This window comes from Chryseobacterium sp. SORGH_AS_0447, from assembly GCF_030818695.1.
Taxonomy (GTDB): Bacteria; Bacteroidota; Bacteroidia; order Flavobacteriales; family Weeksellaceae; genus Chryseobacterium.
The window spans coordinates 1,182,431-1,205,979 of the sequence record NZ_JAUTAR010000001.1; the positions used below are offsets into that span (position 1 = coordinate 1,182,431).

The following is a 23,549-nucleotide window of genomic DNA, read 5'->3' on the forward strand; positions in this document are numbered from 1 at the left end:
GTATTAGAAAGGATATCCGATAGCGATATTCAAAATCAGGTTATCTCTGCGCCAGCTCGAATCTCCGAAATTAATCCTGTCAAAAGCCCACCGGTCACCTTTTTCATAATAAGGAACCCGCAGAGGCATCGCGAGATCCAGTCTTAAAATCAGAATAGAAAAATCAAGTCTCAGACCAACTCCGGCTCCTACGGCAATCTCACTTAAAAAGTCTTTAGAGAATTTTGCGCCCGGTCTCGTTGGGTCATCATTGATCAGCCAGACGTTCCCTGCATCTGCAAAGACAGCAGCGTTTAAAAATTTATATAGATTAGCTCGGTATTCGGCATTCAGTTCGAGTTTTACATCACCCGACTGATCGAAGTAATATCCTTCTTTAATGGTTCTCGGATCAAAGCTTCCTGGTCCCAAAGTCCTTGCGCGGAAAGCTCTTACACTGTTGCTCCCTCCGGAAAAGAATTGTCTGGAGAACGGAATATATTCCGAATTTCCGTAAGGATAGGCAATACCGGCAATAGCCCTTGTGGCCAATGATGTTTTTTCGCCGAATTTATGGTAAAAACGGAAGTCATTTTCTATTTTGGCAAACTGACTGAATGGAACGCCGAAAATACTTTTCTCCTTACCTTCTTTTGCGTTAGCACCGGTTAATAATCCCGTTAAATTACCTGCCAGATCCAACGTTCCTTTATAGTAGAAGGTGTTGGCTTTAGGAAGCATCGTGTTAGTATAAGTATAAGAATAGATCGGACCAAAAATTAACTGCGGTTTTACAACCCTCCGCATTGCATCATTGGTAGCTGAAATTGAATCATACAACGGAGTAATATTTGCTGGAGAAACATAGGTAATGTCCAGGATCTTAAGATCATGTTCCTTCCTAGCATTTTCCTTCCAGATATATCCGAATGAGCCGGTAAAGGTATTCAGAGAATAGTATTCCGTCCGGTTCTGGAATTCGTAGCCTAAGGAAATATTGGTTCTCGGTACAAAAGCACTCGAAGAATTAAACCTGAAAGGCGCTACAATCCTCGGGATGGAAAGTTGAGCAGTTGCACCGGTTCTGAAAATATTCTTTGCATTTTCCGGACCTCCGATCTGGAAATCAAAAGCACCGTATATAGAAGCTTTAAACTGTTCGGCACCGCGGAAAAAGTTCCGGTGGGTCCAGTTGAGATTCACTTCACTACCCGCATAGTTGGCAGAGTTTGTCCTTCCTAATGTTTCAAGGCGTAACGACTGAAGCTGCCTTGGCGTTAGTAGATAATAGGCATCAAATTTATGCTGTAAAGAATCCGAAACGATAAATTCATTTTTTACAAATTTAAAAACCCCTAAGCTGATCAGCCGGTTCAACGTCAGGTTATGATTGGTCCTGTTGTAAAGATCTCCTGTTTTAAAATACAAAGCCCGGTCAAAAATTTTTGGTTTGAATTTGTGTTCAGGATCGATAACGTAAATATCATTGTGCTGATATTTCTGAAGAGAATCCGGATTCATCGGTACATCGTACTTCCCGTTTTTCACATCCTGAATGTTGTAATTCGGGAAAACGATTACTTTGTCAATGCTGAACTGCTCGGTAGAAATATCCGGGGTATTGTCTTTCAGTTTTACGTTCAGTTCAACTTTATGGTTTTTGCTTACGGTACTGTCGGCCTGAACGATAATATTGTCCGGATGGAAGTAGTAGAATCCTCTTTCTTTTAACCGGTTGTCAATCCGTTCCCTTTCAGACTTAATGACATCAAGATCAAAAGGATTTCCTTTTTTCAGTAAGGTCCGGTCTGAAGTATCTCGGATTTCCCGGTTCACCAAAGAAGAATCTTTCTGAAATTTCACATCGCTGATCAGGTATCTTGCTCCCGGTTTTACCGTGTAGATAACCTTTGCTTTTTTATTTTTAGAAACCGTATCATAGGTTGCTCTTGCATTGAAATATCCTTGGTTTTCAGAATAATTTTCAATAATATCTTTATTGAATTCCCGGTCTACATCACCCAGCAAAACAGGTTTTTCCCCTATTTTATATTTCAGCCAGTAATTGAAGCCTTTTTCCTTTTTCGGTTCCTTGGCGATATTGTAGAAATAAAGCTTAGGTCTCAACCCCAGAAATGATGAATTGGGTTTTGGAGTAAGATTGGCTTCAATAGCACTTTGCAGCTCTTTCTTTTCTTTTTTGGGAAGGGTATCGTTTTCAATATTTACTTCCGCTCCGGTATACAGCATCTGTCCTTCTTTCAGAAACCGCGTATTGCTGCAGGAAAGTGCAACCGAAGCCATTCCGAAAGTGAGTAAATATCTGAAATAGGTCTGATAATTTTTTTCCATTATTTAAATTCTACAACCTGGTTTTGCTTATTTTTTCTTTGTTCTCTCTGCCTGTTATTTTTTGATCTCTGGAAGATCTCACGGAATTTGTCGTAATCCAGCGTGATGATGAAGCCCAGTCCGGTTTCAACAATCTGTCCCTGTAAAGCTACCTGATATTCATTTTTACGGTAGGCCCGGAGCATATATCTCTCGTCACGGGAAAGGCTGTAATCTACTGTTACGTCACCGGCAATATTTGTTGTATTTTCATTCTGTCGGGCTTCTCCCTCGAGGGCAAAATTACTTCCTACGGAAACTTTCAGACGGTCATTCAGCAATTTTTTGCTAAGCCCTACATTCAGGTCAGTTCTTGTATTTTTATTTCCTGTGGAATAGTCCTCGGAAGATTCAAGATCAAAGTTTAGATCAACACCTTTGATTAGATCGGAGGCAAGATTATTAAGCTGTTGCGATAGAATCTTGCTCACACTCTGCCGGGCCAGCATTTCTCCGGAGGTTCCGGCTCCTGATTGGAACGGGTTTTCTCCGATAAACCGGTTCAGAAGCAGCAGGGCAAAGACCTGTTTGTTCATTTCGGATTCCTGGGTTCTCAGCTGCGAAAGCTTTTGATCGACAATATCCGTCACATTGGAAGAAACTGCGTTGTTTTTCTCATCGGTGGTAATATCAAAAGTGATGACAGGCTTCAGCAGTTCTCCTTTCATGATCAGCAATGTATTGAAAGGAATTTTTTGTTTAAACTGATTTAAAGTGGAAGCGGCTTCCCCACTGATCTGCTGTTCAACAAGGTCGATCGGTGCGGTCTCGGTTTTATAGACAGCGGTAATATCCAGATTTGCGGTAGTCGGTTCACCGGTCCAAGTAATCGTACTTCCTTTCTGGATGTCAAACTTACGTTTCAAAACGCTTACCGTCATTTCATAGCTTCCGGATTCTACTTCATAAACGCCGACTAATGTGGTTTTCCCTGAAGGATCCACACCACCGGTTAATTCCGCTTCTCCCTGAAGTTTTACAAAATCGCCGTTGGCTTTATCAATCAATAACGAAAGCTTGGCTTCTTTGTTGAGCTCGATATTTACACTCACATCCATTCCTTTAATTCGGGTTTGTGAATTGAGGGAATCTGCTTTGATGGTTTTATTTAAAGCTACCTGATCCTGATCGATGAATTCTACAATACCTTCTCTCTCCTGTAGTGTAGGGGAAGATTGTGGGAGTACAAAAGTAAAATCCGTATCATCCGTAACCGACAGCCTTCCGTCCACTTTCGGCAAATCCAGGTTTCCTCTGATTCTTAAACCGGCATCGATGGCCAGTACACCATACATAAGCGCCTCATTGGATTTCTCAGAATTTACCACCTTGAAGTCTTTGGCATTCAGATCCAGATTAAAGGCAAAATCTCTATAGGTTTGCGTTAAAACCTGTCCGTCGATATTCAGTGAATTTCCGTCTTTGTCGTTGATCTTGAAATCATTGAATTCAATTCCACGGCTGGTAAAATCAATTTCATCATTCAATTTTCTGAAATCGCTTCCTGTTTTGGCAATTTCAAGCCCTGCATCATTGAATTTCACTTTCCCTAAAATATTCGGTTTGGCAGTGGTTCCCGTAATTTTTAAATTTCCGGAAATATAGCCTTCGGTGTTGGTAATCGCATTCATGGAGAATCCCTGTACCGACTTCATCTGAAGCTGGTTGATCGCCATATTCATATCAAAAGTACTCGTTGAAGTATTATAGTCTCCCAGAATTTTGACATCATTATTATTGCCTGAAAGCGCAATGTTGGCATTCAGGAGATTCGGTGTGGTATTGTTTACTTTTACCGCAAGATTTCCGACCGGGCTTCCATAGACAATCAGATCCGAAATATTCAAGTCGGAAGTAAATGTCATCTTTTTGGTCAGATCTCTCAGCTTTGCTGTTCCATTAATCGTTCCCCGGGCAAGTACCGTATCTTTTTTAATCAGCTCCGTAATGGTTTCAATCTTGAAATCTTTCAGTGAAACATTCAAAGGAGCATTCGGGGTCTGACTTTCAGACTGCAACAAAATTTCGCTTCCTGCATTGGAGAGCCTGAAGTTATCTGCCAGAATTCCGTTTTTACCGATCTGGATTCTGTTGTTTTCCGCTACAGTCCAGTCGGTGTAATTTAACTTTAGTCCGTTTGGATTTAATGAAATTTCGGTAATGTCATTCAGCGATTTTGCATTTCCGGCAATCAGGAACTGGGTCATATCTTTTTCATCTTTTGTGGTAATATTATAATTGATGATGTTATTCGCTACATCCCCGGCAATTCCGATTTTATTCAGAGCAAAGCTTGAGCTTTTCAGGCCGCCTACATATAGGTTATACTGTAAAGCCTGATTCTGATTGGTCACTTTAATGGTTGCATTTTCAACGGAATTTTCACCATAAAGCACCTGTGGGATCTGTCCGTCGATCTCTATCTTCTGAGAATCGGCATCATAATTTCCGGTAAGATTGATGGTTTCAAAGCTTTTCAGCTCCGGAACAAACTTTCTGATCAGGTCGTCATTCTTAATTTTCGCATTAAAGGTAAAGAACTGTCCGGCCTCTATTTTCTGTGATTTAGCCGGCTTCTGGAATTGATAATACTGATTGATCGTATTGGATAAAGCTCCGAAAATCTGGGTCAGCTTATATTTACCTCTTAATTCTACATCGGCGATCTGAGAATTGAAAACAATATTGGTGGAGTCGTTGGTAGAGGTTGCTTTTAGATTCACTTCCTGGATCGGATAAATTTCTTTAGTGTCTGAAAACGCGAAATCCTTTAAATTAAGATAACCGTTCAGATGATCCGGATCTAAATTCTGAAAATCTGCATCGATTTTCCCGGCAAGGATCATCGGATCTTTGTAAAATCCTAATTTATTTAAATCTAATTTATTGACGTTTCCATTTACCTTTACAATAGGATTTTTTTCATTGTAAATCCCGGAAGCCGTTAAAAACAGATTGACATTCGGGTCTTTTGAATTTAAAACCACATTATACACCCCACGTCTGATCTTACCGGTAAGGTTCATATTTTGATAACGATACCCTTTGTAAACAGCAGAAGCTACATTTCCTCTAACATCAGCATTGGCATTTTTAAAATCAAAGCTTTCTCCTTTGGCGTAAATCTGGGCAGAGATCGGCCCGATGTCTTTATTCTGAATGATTTTTCCGATTTGTAATCCCTGAAGGTTGGCTTTTACATCATAAAGTTCCCTGTTTTTTCTACGCATGTCTACTTTGGCAGTTACTGAAGCATTTCCCAGCGTAGAGTAGAGGTTCAGGTTGGCGTCCACCAATTTCGTCGTCCCTTTTGCAGTCCCTTTAATACTCATCTGGGAAGGCAGGGAAATAGTAGAAGGAATAGTGTTTTTAGGAACCAGATTAAAGATTGTTCTTGCGGATGAAGACAGTTCTGCAATTCGTAAATCGTAATACAGATTGTTAGGATTCATCGCATTCTTTACCCTTCCAGAGGCAGCAACCCGCAATTGGTCAAGCCCGGAAACTTTAAGGTTGTTAATCAGTAAATCGTTTACACTTCCTTTTACATTGGCATCAATGTTTACAACAGCATTTGGATATTTATTGAAAGGAGCGGTAGTTCTAAGCGTCGGAACAAGATTCAGAATATCGGAGAACCCTATTTTAGAGTCTTCAATATTGGCGGAAACCTGTACTGCTCCCAGATTTGAGCTCAATTGCTCTATCGAATTATAGTTTAAAACAATTTCATCCTGCAACACGGTTTTAGGAGTCTGAAGATAAAGGTCTTTTAAATAAGCTTCTTTCTGGTTGTAAACAAAATCCGTATTGAATTTCTGAATATCCAGACCTCTGGCTTCCTGTATTTCCGCTGAATTCACACTTCCGGCAAAGGTATTGTCCTGCATTTTGAAATCCCTCACTTCTATATTCAGCTTGGAAAAATTCAGGTGATTGAAATCCATTCCCTGTCTTGTCGGGGCAATGGCGGTATTGTTATAGGCTACTTTTACGTCATTCAACACCAGTTTTCCAAGCAGTAAAGCTAAAGCTTTCTCTTTGTCTGTCGTTTTTGATGTTTCAGGCTCTTTTGTCTCTTTCGGATTTGCATTCTGAGCCGGAAGATAAAGGTTGGCATGGACATCTGCACCTGATAAAAAGACATTCCCTACATCGTAGGCATTGTTTTCAAGATCCAGTTTGTTGATTTTCGTACTGAGTTCTTTAAATAAGACTTTTGCAAAGGTTTTGGTATTGTCGTCACCATAATCAATGTTGAAATTGGTAAGCTTGATCCCTCTCAACCCAAGCTGCATCGGCTTTTTATTGTTCAGGGAGTCGACCTTTTTTTCGACCTTTTTAGAAACCTCTTCGATCAGGTCCTGTTTCAGCTTCAGTTTTAAGCCGTCCAGATTGATGTCGTTGACGGCATATTTATTATTCTGAAGATCGAAAGTTTTAACCCTTGTATCAAAAGATTTGAAATATAATTGGATGTCGTTCCGGGATTGCTGATCGTTAAACGTAATCCCGATATCTTTTAAATTAATTTTATCCAGAGAAATAATGAAAGGTTTTGATGGGCTTTCTTCTTTATCGCTTGTCGCAAAGGCTTTCAGTATATAATCGAAATTAAATGTGCCATCCGGTTTTCTCACGACATTGGCTCTTGCCCCTTCCAGATCCACCGAGGTAATATCTGCTGTGGATTTGATGAGCTTCATCATATTCAGTCCCACGTCCAGCTTTCTTACCGCCAGAAGGGTATCGATGTTCTGGCCTTTTAAATACAGATTTTCCATGACGAGACTGTTTGGAAATCCGATGTAAACCCTTTCCAGGCTTACTTTTGTTTTGATTTTTTTCTCTAAATAAACGACCAGTTTGTCCTTTATAAAATTCTGAACTACCGGAAGCCGTAAGCTAAGGATAAGTAACGTAAAAAATACCAATATAGATATAATGGTAATTGCAAAACGCCTTAAGAGTTTTCTTTTGTTGATTTTCAGTTTCAAATGTGATCGGGTTTAAAACAAATATAATAATACTAATTGTACTGTCGACATATTGTAGTACCCTTTGTGTATACAAAAATCCTGCCTTGACTGCCTGCTAATGGAATTTAGTTTAGTTAATTGTCAAGTGAATTAGTTGATGGAGGCAGCCAAAGCATGGATTTGATTTTTAAAAAGCCCTCTTTTTTAATCATTTTTTCTGTTGAAAAGTTTTGGTAAAATGAAATTAAGTTTAAGTTAATTCAAAAAGAGGGCATGGCATGGTTTATATGTTGAGATAAAAATGTTTATTCGTTTCCGTTTTCCCATTTCACTTCCTCTCCCTGAGGAGCGGCCCCGCCTTGGGCTACCGTAATGGGAGACGTTTCCTGGTTGATATGATAAATGTAAGCCGCAATCTTTTCGGCATCCCTTCCGGTGATGGTTCCTTCTTTAATCAGGGGGCGCATAGTAGGATTATTCGGCGAGCCGTTTTCCAGCATCCAGATCACGTTTTTGAACAGGCTTTTCTGTTTCACATTGATCCAGTGGGTATCTGTTAAGTTAGGCCCGATACCGCCTTTCCCGTTTTCGCCGTGGCAGGTAACGCAGTTAGTTTTAAAGAGTTCTTTGCCTTCCGAAATATTATCTGCACTGTATTTTGCATTTTCCAGTGTAACCTGCGGAGCTGTTTTTTCAAATTCTGCAATGGAAGCCAGCATCGTTTTGGTATCACTATTCAGTTCAGCCTCCGGATGGGCATAGTCGGTTAATGCAAAAGCGGTAAGATAGACGGCACAGAAAATAAAACCGAAGTAAAACAGCCCGACCCACCATTTCGGAAGCGAATTGTCGAGCTCCGTAATGCCATCGAATCCGTGGTCGATCAGGATATCTTTTTCTTCTGTAGCCGACTGCTTTTTGAATGCGGAATTCCAGAGCTTCTGAAAGTAAGGGGTGTTTTTACTTTTTATAAAAGCTGCTTTTTCTTCATCCGACAGTCTTTTGAAATTTTCATTCTCGATCAGATCCCCGATGGAATTCATAATGAGCAGGAGAATTATTGCCACCAGCATCAGTCCCCAGAAAAACGGTGATGATAAATAGCGTGAATCCGGGGCGAACATTTCAAAAGCCATGATCGCCAGACCTGCCGTAACGAGTATATAGATGGAAATGGGTGTTCTTGTTTTCATGTTGATTCATTTAAATTATTCAGCACTGGCCGTTTGGATCTGTGTGGTTTTGATATCGGTACCCAGTCTTTGCAGATAGGCGATCATCGCTACGATTTCTCTTTTTTCCAGCGGAACAAAAGAGGTTCCTTTGGCAGCTTTATCTTTTTCGATCTGGTCTTTGACGTCTTTCGCTTCGGAATAAATTCGTTTCACGATACCGCCGGCCTGATTATCTGCCCATTGGTCAGCCGAATCGATTTCCGCTTTCGTATAAGGGACATCAAAGTAATTTTTCATCAGCTTCATTTTATTTACTGTCTGGGTCCGGTCCAGCGTATTGCTGATCAGCCAAGGGAAACGCGGCATAATGGAACCGGCTGAGGTAATTCTCGGGTTATACATGTGTTTGAAGTGCCAGGAATCCGGGTTTCTTCCGCCTTCCCGCTGCAGGTCCGGGCCGGTTCTTTTGGAACCCCAAAGGAAAGGCCGGTCGTAAACAAATTCTCCTGCTTTGGAATATTGTCCGTTCTTTCCTTCAAACCGGACGATCTCATCACGGAACGGACGGATCATCTGCGAGTGGCAGGCGTTGCAGCCTTCCCGGATGTACAGGTCTCTTCCTTCCAGCTCCAGCGGTGAATAGGGTTTAACGGCTGTAATCGTCGGAACACTCTGTTTTAAAGTCAGGGTTGGGATAATTTCCACCAGACCTCCGATCGCTACGGTAATAAAAGCAAGGATGGCCATAATTCTCGGGGTTCTTTCGATCCATAAGTGAAGCCCTTCGCCCTCTTTTCTTCCTGAACCAATTTTCGCCAGCGCCGGAGCTTCTGCCGGAACCTCTTTCTGGAATGAACCTGCTTTAATGGTTTTAAAAACATTCACTGTCATTAAGATCGCCCCTGAAAGATAGAACAGGCCTCCTAAAAACCGCAGTTTGTAATAGGGGATAATTGCAGTCACGGTATCCAGCCAGTTTTTCCAAACCAAAGTTCCGTCCGGGTTGAACTGCTTCCACATCAGCCCCTGGGTGAATCCTGAAATGTACATCGGTACGGCGTAGAAAATGATTCCTAATGTTCCGAGCCAGAAATGCCAGTTGGCTAATTTTTTAGACCAGATTTCCGTTCTCCACATCACCGGAACAAGATAATAAACAATACCGAAGGCCATAAATCCGTTCCATCCCAAAGCACCGATATGTACGTGGCCGATGACCCAGTCTGTATAATGTCCGATTTTATTTAAAGATTTGGTGGCTAAAAGAGGACCTTCGAAGGTAGCCATCCCGTAACAGGTAACAGCTACGACGAAGAATTTCAGAATCGGGTTTTCCCTTACTTTATCCCAGGCTCCCCGTAAGGTCAGAAGCCCGTTCAGCATTCCGCCCCAGGATGGTGCGATCAGCATGATGGAAAATCCGGTTCCCACCGCCTGGGCCCAGGCCGGAAGCGCAGTATACTGCAAATGATGTGGCCCTGCCCAAAGGTAAACGAAGATCAGCGACCAGAAGTGAATGATGGAAAGTTTATAGGAAAACACGGGTCTGTCGGCGGCTTTTGGTAAAAAATAATACATTAAGCCTAAAACCGGCGTCGTCAATACAAAAGCTACTGCATTATGGCCGTACCACCACTGCACCAAAGCATCTTTTGCCCCCGCATAAATGGAATAGGATTTCCAGGTGGTAAACGACAACGGAACTTCAAGATTATTAAAGATATGAAGCATCGCCACCGCCAGCCAGGTTCCCATATAAAACCAGATGGCAACATATAAATGGCGTACTCTTCTTTTCGCAATCGTTCCGAACATATTGATCCCGAAGATCACCCATGAAACGGTAATTAAGATATCGATCGGCCATTCGTGTTCCGCATATTCTTTGGACGTATTGATTCCCATCAAAAAAGTAATCACTACCGAAACAATCATAATCTGCCAGGTCCAGAAGTGGATCCAGGATAAGGTATCGCTGTACATTCTTGTTTTCAGCAACCGCTGCATGCTGTAATAAGCCCCACAGAAAAACGAGTTGCAGACAAAGGCAAAAATCACGGCGCTGGTATGCAGCATTCTGATTCTCCCAAAGCCTAAAGCTCCCTGGGTATTGATCAGTCCCTGGATATTTCCTGAGGTTAAACTTTTGATGGTGGTATCATCGGTTCCGAACAGAAATTCCGGCAGCTCGGGATAAAAAAGCATCAGGGCGGCGGTAAGTCCGAGTAAAAATCCTACCAGACCGAATGCGATGGTCGCATAGAGGAATGCTCTGACAATATGATTGTCATACTTGAATTGTTGCGTCTCCATAATTCCTATGTATTGTACTGAGGTGATATTTTTTTCTTTGAAACAGAAATTGTACTGTAAATTTTTAGCCTGAACTGTCAGAAAAAATAAATATCATGCAGTGTCGTAATGTTTTGACAAAGGTATTCACTAACTTTGTGTGAGTCTAATAGATATCCTTCTAAAATATACCGAAAACTACTAAAATGAAAGAGCTGAATATATGCGGACAGAACATTAGGAAAATCCGGCGGAGCAGGGACCTTACGCAGGAATACATGGCTTTCGAGATGGGCATTTCTCAGAAAGCCTACTCGGATATCGAGAATTCCAAAGTAAAGATCAACCTGGAAATCCTGACTAAAATTTCTGATATCTTAGAGATCAAACCCTCCGATATCTGCAGCATTTCCCACAAATGTGGCAACGATTTTGAAGACAAGTACCACGACCTGATAGCTTATATGAAGAAGAACGGGATTGAGGTTCCGAAGGATTTGTTATGATATCAATTATCGAAATATCCAAATTGATCGGAAAGCTTTTTAATTAGCTTAAAAACAAAAAAACCACCTTCAAAAGGTGGTTTTTCGTAGACTCACAGGGATTCGAACCCCAGATGACTGAACCAAAATCAGTAGTGTTACCGCTACACCATGAGTCTCTGTTTGTTTTAGTGGTGCAAATTTACAGCTTTTTTCATTACATGCAAGTACTTTTTAAAGTTTTTTTTAAATTTACTGTACTTTTAGACATGGTAACTATGCAGATCAATTTTAATAATCTCAATATGAATCAATTATCCTTCAACTCGGAATTTGAAGTCAAAATCAGACACTTTCTGGAGGAGTGGTTCTCTAGTTCGGAGACGGTACAAGTACAAACTTCCGGCTCTACGGGAACGCCGAAGATTTTTGAGATCGAGAAAAAGAAAATGGTGAACTCTGCAGAAATGACGTGCAATTTCCTGGGATTGAAAGAAGGAGATACAGCTCTGATCTGTCTTCCTATCGAATACATTTCCGGGAAAATGATGGTAGTACGGTCGGTGGTAAGAAAATTAAAACTCATTATAGCTGATCCTTCCGTAAAACCGATTGAGCATCTGAATAATGAAATTGATTTCTGTGCCATGACACCGTTACAGGTAGAAAACTCTTTGGATCAATTACACCTTATTAAAAATCTGATTATTGGCGGAGCAGCAGTTTCCGAAAGTCTTAAAGATAAAATCCTTCATGCTCTTGCCGCATCTCATGTACAAACCAGGATATTCGAAACTTACGGAATGTCCGAAACCCTTTCCCATATTGCTTTAAAGCAGATTGCTCCACAGGCAGAAGACTATTTCAAAGTATTTGAAAATGTTGAAATTTCTACAGACGCAAGGGGATGTTTAAAAATATTCGCGCCGAACGTTAACTCAGAAATATTGCAGACGAATGATTTAGTTGATATTAAAAATGAAAATCAGTTCAGGTTTCTCGGAAGAGTTGATAACGTAATTAATTCCGGAGGGGCAAAAATCTTTCCGGAGCAATTGGAAGCTTTGGTAAAGAAAGAAATTCCAAATGAAGCGGTTTTCTTAGGCATCGACAATGAAAGTTTGGGGCAGAAATTGATATTGGTTATTGAAGGTCATCCATCGGAAGAGTTACATCAAAAATTATCCGCTGTGGATTACCGGGAAAAGTTTCACAAACCAAAAGAAATTGTTTTTGTGGAAAAAATACCGAGAACTCAGAATGGAAAAGTAAACAGGATTGAATTAAAAAAAAACTTACACTACAAAAATTAAAATTCCAATGAAAGATTTCACCAGAGAACTAAGCTTCAAAACTTCCCGCAGCAGTGGTGCAGGCGGACAGAATGTGAACAAGGTTGAAACTTCGGTAACGGTTCTCTGGAATGTTTTGGAATCAGGGTTTTTTAATGATTACCAGAAAGATTTAATTCAAAACAAATTAAAAAATAGGATTAATGCGGAAGGACTGTTGTTCTTAACGGTTTCCGAAAGCAGGACACAGCTTGCCAATAAAAATAAAGCCATCGAAAAAGTCCTTGATATTGTAAACCAGGCTTTAATAATTCCAAAAAAACGTTTGGCCACGAAACCTTCCAGAAACCAAAAACAAAAAAGACTGGATACCAAAAAGAAACTTTCCGAGAAAAAAGAAAATAGGAAATTTAAATATTAATCAATAAGAAAACTTCCAGCATCAAGCTTCCCTCTTCCAGTCTATTAACCTGATTTCTACTTCGGGTCCATCTAATTTTACTGTTAAATTTCATTTGCATACGACGAAATTCATCAATTCGTGTTATTTTTACGGCAAATTTTTAAACTAATGATCAGAAAACTTATTACATTAGGAGTATTCTCCATTTCATTTTTTTCTTTTGCCCAAAAAATCTCTATTTCTCCGTCCGTAGGGTATGCCTGGAGGCTTGCCAAAACATCGCCGGGCCTTTCCAGAGACCAGAAAGAATACGTAAAAGGCTTAAAAAGCGGAGTAAACTTTGACATTGCCTTACGTTACGAAGTAAAAACCGGACTTTTAATCGGGTTTAAATATTCCAATTACAGTGCCTCTACGAGCGGTAGGTTCAGCGTTATGGATAATATGGGGAATGTTGTTTCTGCCAACATCAGTACCAAAGATCACATCAATTTTTACGGTCCGGAGGTTACCTTAACCAACGATGCCCAGGAAACAAGACACAAACTTTTCATGTCGGCGGCTTTAGGAGCTATGACCTATACTTCCAAAACGGAAAACGTAAAAGGTAAAGGAACGACTTTCGGTGCCGAGCTGGATTTTGCGTACCAGTATCAGATCAATAAAAATATTTTAATCGGGCCTAAAATAGGGCTCTCCGGAGGAACATTAAGCAAAATCAGCTACAATGGCCAGACGGTAGAGCTGGGCGACGACCAAAAAGAAAGCTTAACGAGACTTTCTTTAGGTGCAGCCGCTACATTCCGTTTTTAAGTTTTATCTTTGCACAAATTTAAAAAAATGAGCAAACCGATAACTGAATTCATAGAAAAGTATTACCTGCATTTCAACGCAGCGGCTTTGGTGGATGCTTCAAAAGGATATGTTGCCCACCTTAAGGATGGCGGGAAGATGATGATTACACTGGCAGGAGCAATGTCTACTGCAGAGCTGGGAAAAATCCTTGCCGAGATGATCCGTCAGGACAAAGTGGATTTCATTTCCTGTACAGGGGCAAATCTTGAAGAAGATCTGATGAACCTTGTGGCGCATTCTCATTATGAAAGAGTTCCTCACTACAGGGATCTGACGCCTCAGGAAGAATGGGATCTTTTGGAAAGAGGATTAAACCGTGTTACCGATACCTGTATTCCTGAAGAAGAAGCATTCAGAAGACTGCAGAAGCATATCTATGAGCTTTGGAAAGATGCGGACGACAAAGGAGAGAGATATTTTCCACATGAATACATGTATAAAATGATCCTTTCCGGAGTTTTGGAACAGTACTATGAAATCCCGAGAGAAAATTCGTGGATGATCGCAGCGGCAGAGAAAAACCTTCCGATCGTTGTTCCGGGCTGGGAAGATTCTACAATGGGTAACATCTTCGCTTCTTACTGCATCAAAGGGGAGCTTAAATTCTCTACCATGAAATCAGGAATCGAATATATGGCGTACTTAGCCGACTGGTACACGAAAAATTCAGCTGGAAAAGGAGTTGGTTTCTTCCAGATCGGAGGAGGGATTGCAGGGGATTTCCCAATCTGCGTAGTTCCGATGCTGTATCAGGATATGGAAATGCATGATATTCCGTTTTGGTCATATTTCTGCCAGATTTCAGATTCTACAACTTCATACGGTTCTTATTCTGGAGCGGTTCCAAATGAGAAAATTACCTGGGGTAAATTGGACATCACGACACCGAAATTTATCGTTGAAAGTGATGCTACCATCTGTGCACCATTGATGTTCTCTTATATTTTAGAAAATTCTTAAGACAAAATCTTATAAAATTTACATAAAAGGCTTATCCGTAAGCCTTTTATTTTTTTAGCTATTGGATACAACCGGAAAAAACAAATTTGATGCGCTGACGGGAATGCGTGCTGTTGCGGCGATTATGGTATTCGTTTACCATAACCGGAAATACTGGCGCAACGACCTGCCGTTTGAAATCATGCGCTTCATCAGCGAGTGGCATATCGGGGTGACGGTTTTCTTTGTGCTGAGCGGGTTTTTACTGGCTTACCGTTATGAAGATTCGCCTTTGCAATCCGGGAAGTCCTACCTGAAATACCTGTTGCTGCGTATCGCAAGGATTTTTCCGCTGTACTGGATCCTGCTGACTGCCTTTTTTCTGGATACGAAGTATTCCAAAGACGTGGATACTTATTTTCTGCAATATTCCCTGTTGTATTCCCTGTTTGAGAAATATTCGGTGTCTGGGATCGTCCAGGCGTGGTCGCTTACCGTAGAGTTTTGCTTTTACCTGCTGGCTCCGATTTTATTTCTTTTGCTTAAAAAAAACTGGAAGTACGTTCTTTTGTTTTTAGCCGGGTTTTTCCTGCTGGGTTGGGGAATAGGATATGGGCTTTATGTATACAACGGGAATCCTGAAGGATTTTTATATCCTCTGAAATTCATGACCGGAAGTACATTTTTCGGCAGAAGCACCGAATTCTTTTTCGGAATGTTGCTGGCTTATCTGATGAAAAAAGAAAAGGGAATTGAGTTTCTGAAAAGGCTGAAAAAACCAACTCTTACCGGCGGAATTATGATGACGGTTTTAACCATCGGTATTGCCTGTTTTGCCCGCAATAATTTCATTCACGGCGTCGAACGGTGGGAGGGAAGGCTGATTCATGAACTTCTTTTACCGGTAGCTATTGCTTTATTTTTCTGGGGACTAATGACTGAAAAGACGTGGGTCTCCAAAATCCTGTCCACGAAAACAGCAATTCTGTTAGGAAATGCTTCGTTTGTTTTTTACCTGATCCATCTCAGTTATTTTAATATGAAGCTGAAATCTTATATTTATCTGCCGGACCGCAACTTTGTGCTGTTATGGATTTGCTCCATTATTATTTATCTTCTGATTGAAAAACCCTTATACGAATGGTGCAGAAATTTAATTGGTAAAATTAAATAGATTTTTAATCCAGGGAATTTACCAGGACAAAATAGCGGTATGCTAAAATGCCTTTCTGAACTTTTGTCAGTTTATTTGGATCTTTATTGCTGAGCTTTGGGAGGACCGCTTTGTTGATCTTATTCAAAAAACGGAAAAATGATTTTTTCATGATGCAGTATTTAAGGAAGAGTATTCAAAAATTGTGCGATTTAGGTTAAAGTATAATTTCGGATTTATTGAGAAGGTCAGAATAAAAAAATTGCCTGCAAAATAACAGGCAATCTCAGAACTAACAATATTAAATTAATTATATCATTTCTCAATCACATTTACGGATTTCCGTACATATTGGATTCTCCTCCGTCGATCGCGATGACCTGTCCGGAAACATACCCGTTTTCATCACTTAATAAATAGGCTACCAGATGCCCGACATCCATCGGATCTCCCAATCTTCTCGTAGGATTTCTTGATGCATATTCTTTTTCTGCTGCTTTCGGATCATCAGGATTTACCTGTTTAAAAGCTTCTGCAACCATCGGTGTTAAAATAGCGCCAGGCGCAATCGCGTTGGTTAAAATATTATCTTTCCCGTATTCCAAAGCTGCATTTTTTGTCATCCCGGCTACGGCATGTTTTGTTGCTACATAAGCGGTCTGGTTCAGGACCCCTCTTATTCCTCCTACAGAAGCTACGTTTACAATTCTTCCGCCTCCGTTTTTCTGCATTTCAGGAATCACGTATTTCATTCCGTAATAAACGCCTAAAAGATTAATGTCGATTACTTTTTTGAAAACGTTAATGTCATAATCGATCAAAGGGGCCTGCTTTCCTTCAATTCCGGCATTGTTGTATAATCCATCCACTTTTCCGAATGTTTTTACGGTCTCATCAACATAATTCTTTACATTTTCCTCAACGGAAACATCGGCGGCAACCGTTAAAAATTTGTTTTCCTGATACTTCGACTGTAAATCTGCCTGTGTTTTTTCTAAAGCTTCAGCGTTGTAATCTACGAGGGTAAGGTCGGCGCCTTGAGAAGCCAATACCTCTGCAGCAGCTAATCCAAGTCCCATAGCGGCTCCTGTTACAATAATTACTTTTCCTTTTAAATTTGCCATACTATTTTTGTTTTGGTGTCATTGCTTCAATTTACAACAATAATAGCCTACACTGCCTTGATCTATGATAAGTTTTAAAAAATTCAGTCAATTATCATTAAATAATTTCCAGCGCTCTACGTTTACACACTGAATTATTTAGTATTTTTAATTGATAAAATATAAAATGAACGAAATTTTCAAACAGCAGGTCTGGGAAATTACCAGGCTGGTTCCTAAAGGCCGGGTGACCAGCTATGGTACTATTGCTAAAGCGGTCGGTTTTCCGAATCATTCCCGACATGTCGGCAAGGCCATGGGCGGATGTCCCCAAGATGTTCCTGCCCACCGCGTCATTTCAAGCTCGGGCGCTCTGTCAGTCCCGGAATTTCAGAAAAGGCTGGAAGCAGAAGGTATTATTGTGGAAAACGGCAGGATTAAGAATTTTAAAACCCTGTTCTGGAATCCGTTGGAGGAATTATAAGGAATTATTACGGTTCAGTGTATGGAAATTACGGCTGGGTCTGTTTTTTTAGCGGGAAATATTTTTATGCTCTAGTTTTGGGGTATAAATAATACGCTATGAAAACAAAACTTTTATTTTCCGCATTTTTTTTACTGACGATCTGCTTTTTTAAAGCACAGGATGACAATTTTTACAAACCAAGTAAAGTATTTCGTCCTATAGAAAATGTTACGTATGAAGATTTCTCCCTTCCTGTACAAAATGATACCATTACAGGAATTATTCTAAAACCGCAGTCAAAAGTAAAAGCTACTGTTTTGTTTTTTCACGGCGCCGGAGGTAACGTTTCTTCCTACATGTTTATGACAAAGCCTTTGGTAGATAAAGATTACCAGGTGGTAATGGTTGATTTCCGCGGTTATGGAAAGTCAACAGGAAAACCTACCCATCTTAATGTCGCATCAGATGGGCAGGCTTTTTTCGATGCGATGATCAAGAGACCTGATATTGTAGGGACTAAAATAATCCTTTACGGAGCTTCCCTGGGTTCGCAGGTGGCTGCCCATCTGGCCCGGAATAATAAAGATAAAATTGCCGGATTGGTCATGGACGGAAGCCTTTCTTCCTTCACCGATATTGCCATGTATTATAAGCCGGAATATAAAGAAATGATTTCCAAGTATGTGATTTCGCCTTATGCAGCCAAAGAAGATCTCCAGGATACAGAAGGACTGCCTAAACTTTTTATTCACAGCAAAGAAGATAAAGATGTACCGTATGAAGAGGGTTTTGAAAATTATTCCAAAGCTTCCCTACCCAAAGAATTTATAGCGTATGCCGGAAAGCATCTGGAGGCGATGAAGACGGATTCTGAAAAGATCATCATGTCTATTGAAAAGATGATAATGAAATGAATATCAGATTCTCGATGAGCTGACCATAAGACTAAAAACCCCGGCGGAGTAAAGCTCCGCCGGGGTTCTATTAAAATACATGAATTAGATATTCAACAGGCTTAAAAGGATCTTAGCTGAGGTACTTCCAGCATCCGGCTTCCTCTTAAGCCTTTCATAAAAATCGTCAATTTACTTTTCCAGTTGCTTATAACTTCTCTGGATGAAGTCGGTAAGCTCTTTTCCTTTCAGTAAATTCTGGGAAAGTTTGGCGAGATCCAAAGCATGCTTGATTAATCCTGCTTTTTCATCGGCATTTTCCGTTTTCAGGATCTGTCCTGCGAATTCACTGTTGGAATTTACTACCAGGTTGTACATTTCCGGGAAGCCGCCCATGCCGAACATACCGCCACCGCCGGTCGCCTGCATGTCTTTCATTCTTCTCATAAACTCGGGCTGGGTAATCGTAAATGGTGCATCGCTGCTGTCCAGATCTTCAAGCTGTACAGTAAATTTGCTGTCATTGATCGATTCTTCTACATTTTTCTTCAGCGATTCTTTTTCCGTTTCGTTCAATTTGGAAATTACAGGCTCGTCCTTTTTAATCAGGTTGTTGATGTGATCCGCATCCACTCTGGCGAAAGTAATTTTGTCTTTTGACGTTTCCAGTTTCTGAATTACATGAGGGATAATCGGCGAATCCAGTAAAAGAACCTCATAGCCTTTGTCTTTTGCAGCCTGGATGTAAGAATGCTGTTCGTCCGCATTGGAAGCATAAAGCACTACCAGCTTTCCGTCTTTATCCGTCTGGTTTGCCTTGATTTTCTCTTCCAGTTCATTCCAAAGGAAATATTTTCCATCAGTCGTTGGGTATAAGGTGAACTTGTCGGCTTTCTCAGCGAATTTTTCTTCCGTTACGATTCCGTATTCGATCACCACTTTAATATCGTTCCACTTTTTCTCGTAATCTTCACGGTTTTCGTTGATCAGGGAAGCCATTTTATCGGCTACTTTTTTCGTGATGTAAGATGAAATTTTCTTTACGGCACCGTCAGCCTGCAGATAAGAACGCGACACGTTCAATGGAATATCCGGAGAATCAATTACCCCGCGAAGGAGCATCAGGAAGTCCGGAACAATACCTTTTACTTCATCCGTTACGAAAACTTGGTTTTGGTAAAGCTGGATCTTATCTTTTTCAATATTTAAATTGTTGCTCAGTTTCGGGAAAAATAAAACCCCGGTTAAGTTAAATGGATAGTCAACATTTAAATGAATATTGAATAAAGGCTCCTCAAACTGCATCGGATACAGCTCGTGATAGAACTTCATGTAATCTTCATTCGTCAGTTCGCTTGGAGCGATCGTCCATGCCGGAGTAGGGTTGTTGATAATGTTATCCACTTCTTCCGTTTCAGCCACTGCATCTTCAGGTGCGTCTTCCGGTAAAGGCAACGTATGCGTCTTCGTTCCGAATTTAATCGGCACAGGCATGAATTTATTGTATTTCAGCAACAGTTCACGGATTTTGCTTTCTTCAAGAAATTCTGTAGAATCTTCTGCGATATAAAGGATGATTTCAGTTCCTCTTTCAGACTTATCCGCTGTTTCTTCCAAAGTGAATTCCGGACTTCCGTCACAGATCCATCGTACCGCCGGTTCATCTTTGTAGGATTTCGTTACGATTTCCACTTTTTCTGCTACCATAAAAGCAGAATAGAACCCAAGACCGAAATGTCCGATGATTCCTGAATCTTTCGCCGTATCCTTATATTTTTCTAAAAATTCTTCAGCTCCTGAGAAAGCAACTTGGTTGATGTATTTTTCAACTTCTTCACCGGTCATCCCGATTCCCTGGTCGATAATTGTAAGGGTTTTGTTTTCTTTATCAATTTTCACTTCAATCTTAGGATTTCCGTACTCAACTTTAGCCTCGCCGATGCTGGTTAAATGCTTTAATTTTAAAGTAGCATCCGTTGCGTTGGAAATTAATTCTCTCAAAAAGATTTCGTGGTCGCTGTAAAGAAATTTTTTAATTAGCGGAAAAATGTTTTCCACCGATACATTAATATTTCCTTTAGTCATAATAATTTTTGTTTTTTAATTTCCTTTGGTTTCTCAAAAAAAATACCGTTTAGAATAAACTGACATTTTGTCATTGTTTCTTATGAGGCAATAAAGCTCTATAGATTTATCATGGAAATAGCTTATTTTTAATTTTTAAAAATTTTATATCATAATGAATTTGAAATATTCAGTTTTTATGCTGTTCCTTATGGGCTGTTTCATGTACGGACAGAAAAAGCCGCTGGATCATTCCGTATATGACGGCTGGCAGAACATCGGGGCGAGAAAGATCTCCCATGACGGGAAATGGGTTGCCTATTCCGTAGATGTTCAAGAAGGAAATTCCGATCTCTTTTTGCATTCGGTAAAAGACAGAAGCACAAAAAAATTCCCCAGAGGAGTTAGACCTGAATTTACAGGCGATTCAAGATTTGCCGTTTTTCAGATCCGTCCGTTTTATAAGGACATCAAAGCTGTAAAAGATAAAAAGCTGAAGCAAAGTAAGCTCACCAAAGATACTTTGGCAATTGTTGATTTTTCAACCGGTAAAACTGAGAAAATTCCTAATGTAAAAGGATTTAAAATTACTGAGAAAGGAGGGTCTCATATTGCCTATTTGTTGGAAAACATGAAAGATAAATCTTCGGATGATTCTGAAAAGGATGGTGACGATAAAAATGAAGAGGATAAAAATACCAAGCCGCTGCAACTGACAGTTCGGAATCTGGTCGACGGAAAAACAGTTGTTTATAATGATGTAGTTCGTTATGAATTCAGCAAAAACGGAAATCAGCTGGTGTTTGTCACCAAAAAGCAGGAAGAAAAAATCAGTAAAAACAAAGAAGAGAAAAAAGATTCTGCCGATGTAAAGGTTGCTGAAAAAAAGAGCACCGACAAATCCAAGCCGAAGAAATATCCTTTGGAAACCGTACAGATCGTTGATCTCCAGACAGGATCCGTAAATAAAATTTCAGAAATGGAAGGTGATTTCTCTCAACTGGCTTTCGATGAAGAGGGGAGCCAGCTGGCATTTGTGGGAACTTCTTCAGCACAGAACGATCTGGTAAAACTTTATCAGCTGTATTACTTTAATGTTAAACAGAAGAAAAAGGAAGCCGTGACCAATGATCATTCCCAGATGAAAAAGAACTGGGTAATTTCCGAAAACCGTTTGCCTATGTTTAGCAGAAACGGCAGGCAGCTGTATTTTGGGGTTGCGCCGAAACCTGTGGCAAAAGATACGGCCATGATTGCCAACGATCATGCGGTGGTGGATATCTGGAATTATAAAGATGATTATCTTCAGACCGTACAGCTGAAAGAACTGAAAAATGATCTCAAAAAATCCTATGCAGCCGTTATGCAGCCGGAAAAACCGGATTTCTTTGTCAATATCGATGGAGAAGACCTGGATACCCTTCGGTTGGTAAATGAAGGAAATGCAGAGTTTGTGTTGGGCATTACCAGCGTAAACAACCGGATTGCTTCACAATGGGAAGGAGGTACAAAGAAGACCTATTTCATTATCGATAATAAAACAGGAGAAAGAACGGAAATTATAAGAAATCTGAACGGCTCGGTGGCCGTATCACCACTTGGCCGCTTCGCTGTAATTTTTGACCGGGAAAAAGGGCAGTGGCTGAGCTATAATGTGAAAACAAAGCAGACAACTACGCTTAACAGTGAATTACCGGTTTCTTTTGTGGATGAAGAGTTTGATATGCCTGACTTTCCGGTAGCTTACGGGATTGCAACCTGGACGGAGAATGATGAATCGGTGATTATCAGGGACCGCTATGATATTTGGGAGTTTTTCCTTAACAGTTCAAAGAAACCGAGAAATATAACCAACGGGTTTGGCCGCAAAAATAAAATCACGTTTGAAACCTACGATTTAGACAAAGATATCAAAAGCCTGAACCGAAAATCACCCATCTATTTATCGGCATTTGATAATACAACGAAGGCAAACGGGATTTTTAAAACTTCAATACGGTCGAATGGGGATCCTGTAAAAGTGAAAATGGAAGATGTGTGGGGGTATCGCAGTCTACAGAAGGCTAAATATGCAGATGAATACATCTTGGTAAAAGAATCCTACATCCAATCACCCGATATTTTTGTAACCTCTGATTTCTCGGTACAGCAGAAGCTGAGCAGTACCAATCCGCAGCAGAGCCTTTATAATTGGGGAACAGGCGAACTGGTTCACTGGACGACACCGAAAGGAAATACTTCTTCAGGGCTTCTGTATAAACCTGAAAATTTCGATCCTGCTAAAAAGTATCCGATGATCGTCTATTTCTATGAAAAACTTTCGGACAACCTGAACCGTTATGTAGCTCCGGCTCCGACACCTTCCAGGTTAAATATTTCGTATTTCGTAAGTAACGGCTATTTGGTGTTCACTCCGGATATTTCATATACCGACGGCCAGCCGGGAGAATCTGCTATGGAATACATCAATTCCGGGGTGGAAACGCTAAAGCAGAATCCGTGGGTAGACGGTACGAAAATCGGAATCCAGGGCCAAAGCTGGGGCGGCTACCAGGTCGCCTACCTGATCGCCCATACGGATATGTACACGGCGGCATGGACGGGTGCTCCCGTAGTCAACATGACTTCTGCTTACGGCGGAATCCGTTGGTCTTCCGGAATGAACCGGCAGTTCCAATACGAAAAATCACAAAGCCGACTGGGGAAAAACCTGTGGGAAGCACCGGATCTTTACATTAAAAATTCACCGCTGTTTGCCCTGGATCAGGTGAAGACACCGGTAGTTATTATGAGCAACGATAAGGATGGCGCTGTGCCGTGGTATCAGGGAATTGAAATGTTTACCGCTCTGCGCCGTCTCGGAAAGCCGGCCTGGCTTCTCAATTATAATGAGGACGACCATAATCTGGTAAAACGCCAGAACCGGAAAGATATCCAGATCCGTGAACAGCAGTTCTTCGATTATTATCTGAAGGGGGCTAAAGCTCCGGTATGGATGACCAAAGGAGTGCCGGCAACCCAGAAAGGAAAAGATTGGGGATTTGAATTAACGGACGAAAAACCGTAAAGAAAATACACAC

Annotated in this window: 16 protein-coding genes and 1 tRNA gene; 9 read left to right on the forward strand and 8 right to left on the reverse strand. The window is 40.7% G+C overall.

Translation table 11 applies throughout. The features are described 5' to 3' along the window. Positions 1–3: 3 nt before the first annotated feature. The 4 genes from QE422_RS05600 to ccoN all read right to left on the reverse strand — a co-directional run bounded on the left by QE422_RS05600 (position 4) and on the right by ccoN (position 10,837). Complete coding sequence (locus QE422_RS05600) at positions 4–2,331, reverse strand: autotransporter assembly complex family protein (protein WP_307455770.1); 2,328 nt, start codon at positions 2,329–2,331, stop codon at positions 4–6. Continuing rightward, positions 2,331–7,367, reverse strand: a complete 5,037-nt coding sequence (locus QE422_RS05605; protein ID WP_307455772.1) for a translocation/assembly module TamB — start codon at positions 7,365–7,367, stop codon at positions 2,331–2,333. Before QE422_RS05605 ends, QE422_RS05600 begins: the two co-directional genes overlap by 1 nt. Before the next feature lie 287 nt (positions 7,368–7,654). Then, positions 7,655–8,542: a cytochrome c gene (locus QE422_RS05610; protein WP_307455775.1), complete on the reverse strand. Its 888-nt coding sequence runs from the start codon at positions 8,540–8,542 to the stop codon at positions 7,655–7,657. Between the two features lie 15 nt (positions 8,543–8,557). Next, positions 8,558–10,837 carry a cytochrome-c oxidase, cbb3-type subunit I gene (gene ccoN / locus QE422_RS05615; RefSeq protein WP_307455777.1) on the reverse strand — a complete coding sequence of 760 codons (2,280 nt, stop codon included), beginning with the start codon at positions 10,835–10,837 and terminating at the stop codon, positions 8,558–8,560. A gap of 185 nt (positions 10,838–11,022) precedes the next feature. Here ccoN and QE422_RS05620 point away from each other — a divergent pair, with 185 nt between their 5' ends. Further along, the gene (locus QE422_RS05620; protein ID WP_307455779.1) at positions 11,023–11,322 is read left to right on the forward strand and encodes a helix-turn-helix domain-containing protein; all 300 of its coding nucleotides are present in this window, start codon (positions 11,023–11,025) and stop codon (positions 11,320–11,322) included. An 87-nt stretch (positions 11,323–11,409) separates the two neighbouring features. On the opposite strand, the gene QE422_RS05625 is transcribed toward QE422_RS05620, so the two are convergent. Then, positions 11,410–11,480 (reverse strand) — tRNA-Gln (locus QE422_RS05625). Between the two features lie 99 nt (positions 11,481–11,579). Here QE422_RS05625 and QE422_RS05630 point away from each other — a divergent pair. The 5 genes from QE422_RS05630 to QE422_RS05650 all read left to right on the forward strand — a co-directional run bounded on the left by QE422_RS05630 (position 11,580) and on the right by QE422_RS05650 (position 15,964). Next, complete coding sequence (locus QE422_RS05630) at positions 11,580–12,614, forward strand: AMP-binding protein (protein WP_307455780.1); 1,035 nt, start codon at positions 11,580–11,582, stop codon at positions 12,612–12,614. Positions 12,615–12,621: 7 nt separating this feature from the next. Beyond that, positions 12,622–13,014: an alternative ribosome rescue aminoacyl-tRNA hydrolase ArfB gene (gene arfB / locus QE422_RS05635; protein ID WP_307455782.1), complete on the forward strand. Its 393-nt coding sequence runs from the start codon at positions 12,622–12,624 to the stop codon at positions 13,012–13,014. A 150-nt stretch (positions 13,015–13,164) separates the two neighbouring features. After that, complete coding sequence (locus QE422_RS05640) at positions 13,165–13,809, forward strand: hypothetical protein (protein ID WP_307455784.1); 645 nt, start codon at positions 13,165–13,167, stop codon at positions 13,807–13,809. A 27-nt stretch (positions 13,810–13,836) separates the two neighbouring features. Then, positions 13,837–14,811, forward strand: coding sequence for a deoxyhypusine synthase family protein (locus tag QE422_RS05645; RefSeq protein WP_307455786.1), 975 nt, complete (start codon positions 13,837–13,839; stop codon positions 14,809–14,811). A gap of 61 nt (positions 14,812–14,872) precedes the next feature. After that, on the forward strand, positions 14,873–15,964 hold the full coding sequence (locus QE422_RS05650; RefSeq protein WP_307455788.1) for an acyltransferase: 1,092 nt from the start codon (positions 14,873–14,875) through the stop codon (positions 15,962–15,964). A 4-nt stretch (positions 15,965–15,968) separates the two neighbouring features. Here the strand turns inward: QE422_RS05650 and QE422_RS05655 are convergent, their stop codons facing one another. After that, on the reverse strand, positions 15,969–16,115 hold the full coding sequence (locus QE422_RS05655) for a hypothetical protein (protein ID WP_307455790.1): 147 nt from the start codon (positions 16,113–16,115) through the stop codon (positions 15,969–15,971). A gap of 160 nt (positions 16,116–16,275) precedes the next feature. Beyond that, positions 16,276–17,067 (reverse strand): glucose 1-dehydrogenase, encoded by a 792-nt coding sequence (locus QE422_RS05660; RefSeq protein ID WP_307455792.1) that lies wholly within the window; start codon positions 17,065–17,067, stop codon positions 16,276–16,278. Positions 17,068–17,233: 166 nt separating this feature from the next. Here QE422_RS05660 and QE422_RS05665 point away from each other — a divergent pair, with 166 nt between their 5' ends. Further along, positions 17,234–17,530 carry an MGMT family protein gene (locus QE422_RS05665; RefSeq protein ID WP_307455793.1) on the forward strand — a complete coding sequence of 99 codons (297 nt, stop codon included), beginning with the start codon at positions 17,234–17,236 and terminating at the stop codon, positions 17,528–17,530. Between the two features lie 98 nt (positions 17,531–17,628). Then, complete coding sequence (locus QE422_RS05670) at positions 17,629–18,426, forward strand: S9 family peptidase (RefSeq protein WP_307455797.1); 798 nt, start codon at positions 17,629–17,631, stop codon at positions 18,424–18,426. Positions 18,427–18,597: 171 nt separating this feature from the next. On the opposite strand, the gene htpG is transcribed toward QE422_RS05670, so the two are convergent. Next, on the reverse strand, positions 18,598–20,490 hold the full coding sequence (gene htpG, locus QE422_RS05675; protein WP_307455799.1) for a molecular chaperone HtpG: 1,893 nt from the start codon (positions 20,488–20,490) through the stop codon (positions 18,598–18,600). Positions 20,491–20,644: 154 nt separating this feature from the next. On the opposite strand from htpG, the gene QE422_RS05680 reads away from it, so the two are divergent. Beyond that, positions 20,645–23,536, forward strand: a complete 2,892-nt coding sequence (locus QE422_RS05680) for a prolyl oligopeptidase family serine peptidase (RefSeq protein WP_307455801.1) — start codon at positions 20,645–20,647, stop codon at positions 23,534–23,536. The last annotated feature ends 13 nt before the right edge of the window (positions 23,537–23,549 follow it).

Coding starts and splice junctions, on each gene's coding strand:
- htpG (WP_307455799.1), bottom strand. CDS start 20,490: ATGACTAAAGGAAATATTAATGTATCGGTGGAAAACATTTTTCCGCTA.
- QE422_RS05680 (WP_307455801.1), top strand. CDS start 20,645: ATGAATTTGAAATATTCAGTTTTTATGCTGTTCCTTATGGGCTGTTTC.
- QE422_RS05665 (WP_307455793.1), top strand. CDS start 17,234: ATGAACGAAATTTTCAAACAGCAGGTCTGGGAAATTACCAGGCTGGTT.
- arfB (WP_307455782.1), top strand. CDS start 12,622: ATGAAAGATTTCACCAGAGAACTAAGCTTCAAAACTTCCCGCAGCAGT.
- QE422_RS05620 (WP_307455779.1), top strand. CDS start 11,023: ATGAAAGAGCTGAATATATGCGGACAGAACATTAGGAAAATCCGGCGG.
- QE422_RS05600 (WP_307455770.1), bottom strand. CDS start 2,331: ATGGAAAAAAATTATCAGACCTATTTCAGATATTTACTCACTTTCGGA.
- QE422_RS05670 (WP_307455797.1), top strand. CDS start 17,629: ATGAAAACAAAACTTTTATTTTCCGCATTTTTTTTACTGACGATCTGC.
- QE422_RS05640 (WP_307455784.1), top strand. CDS start 13,165: ATGATCAGAAAACTTATTACATTAGGAGTATTCTCCATTTCATTTTTT.
- ccoN (WP_307455777.1), bottom strand. CDS start 10,837: ATGGAGACGCAACAATTCAAGTATGACAATCATATTGTCAGAGCATTC.
- QE422_RS05660 (WP_307455792.1), bottom strand. CDS start 17,067: ATGGCAAATTTAAAAGGAAAAGTAATTATTGTAACAGGAGCCGCTATG.
- QE422_RS05655 (WP_307455790.1), bottom strand. CDS start 16,115: ATGAAAAAATCATTTTTCCGTTTTTTGAATAAGATCAACAAAGCGGTC.
- QE422_RS05610 (WP_307455775.1), bottom strand. CDS start 8,542: ATGAAAACAAGAACACCCATTTCCATCTATATACTCGTTACGGCAGGT.
- QE422_RS05645 (WP_307455786.1), top strand. CDS start 13,837: ATGAGCAAACCGATAACTGAATTCATAGAAAAGTATTACCTGCATTTC.
- QE422_RS05630 (WP_307455780.1), top strand. CDS start 11,580: ATGCAGATCAATTTTAATAATCTCAATATGAATCAATTATCCTTCAAC.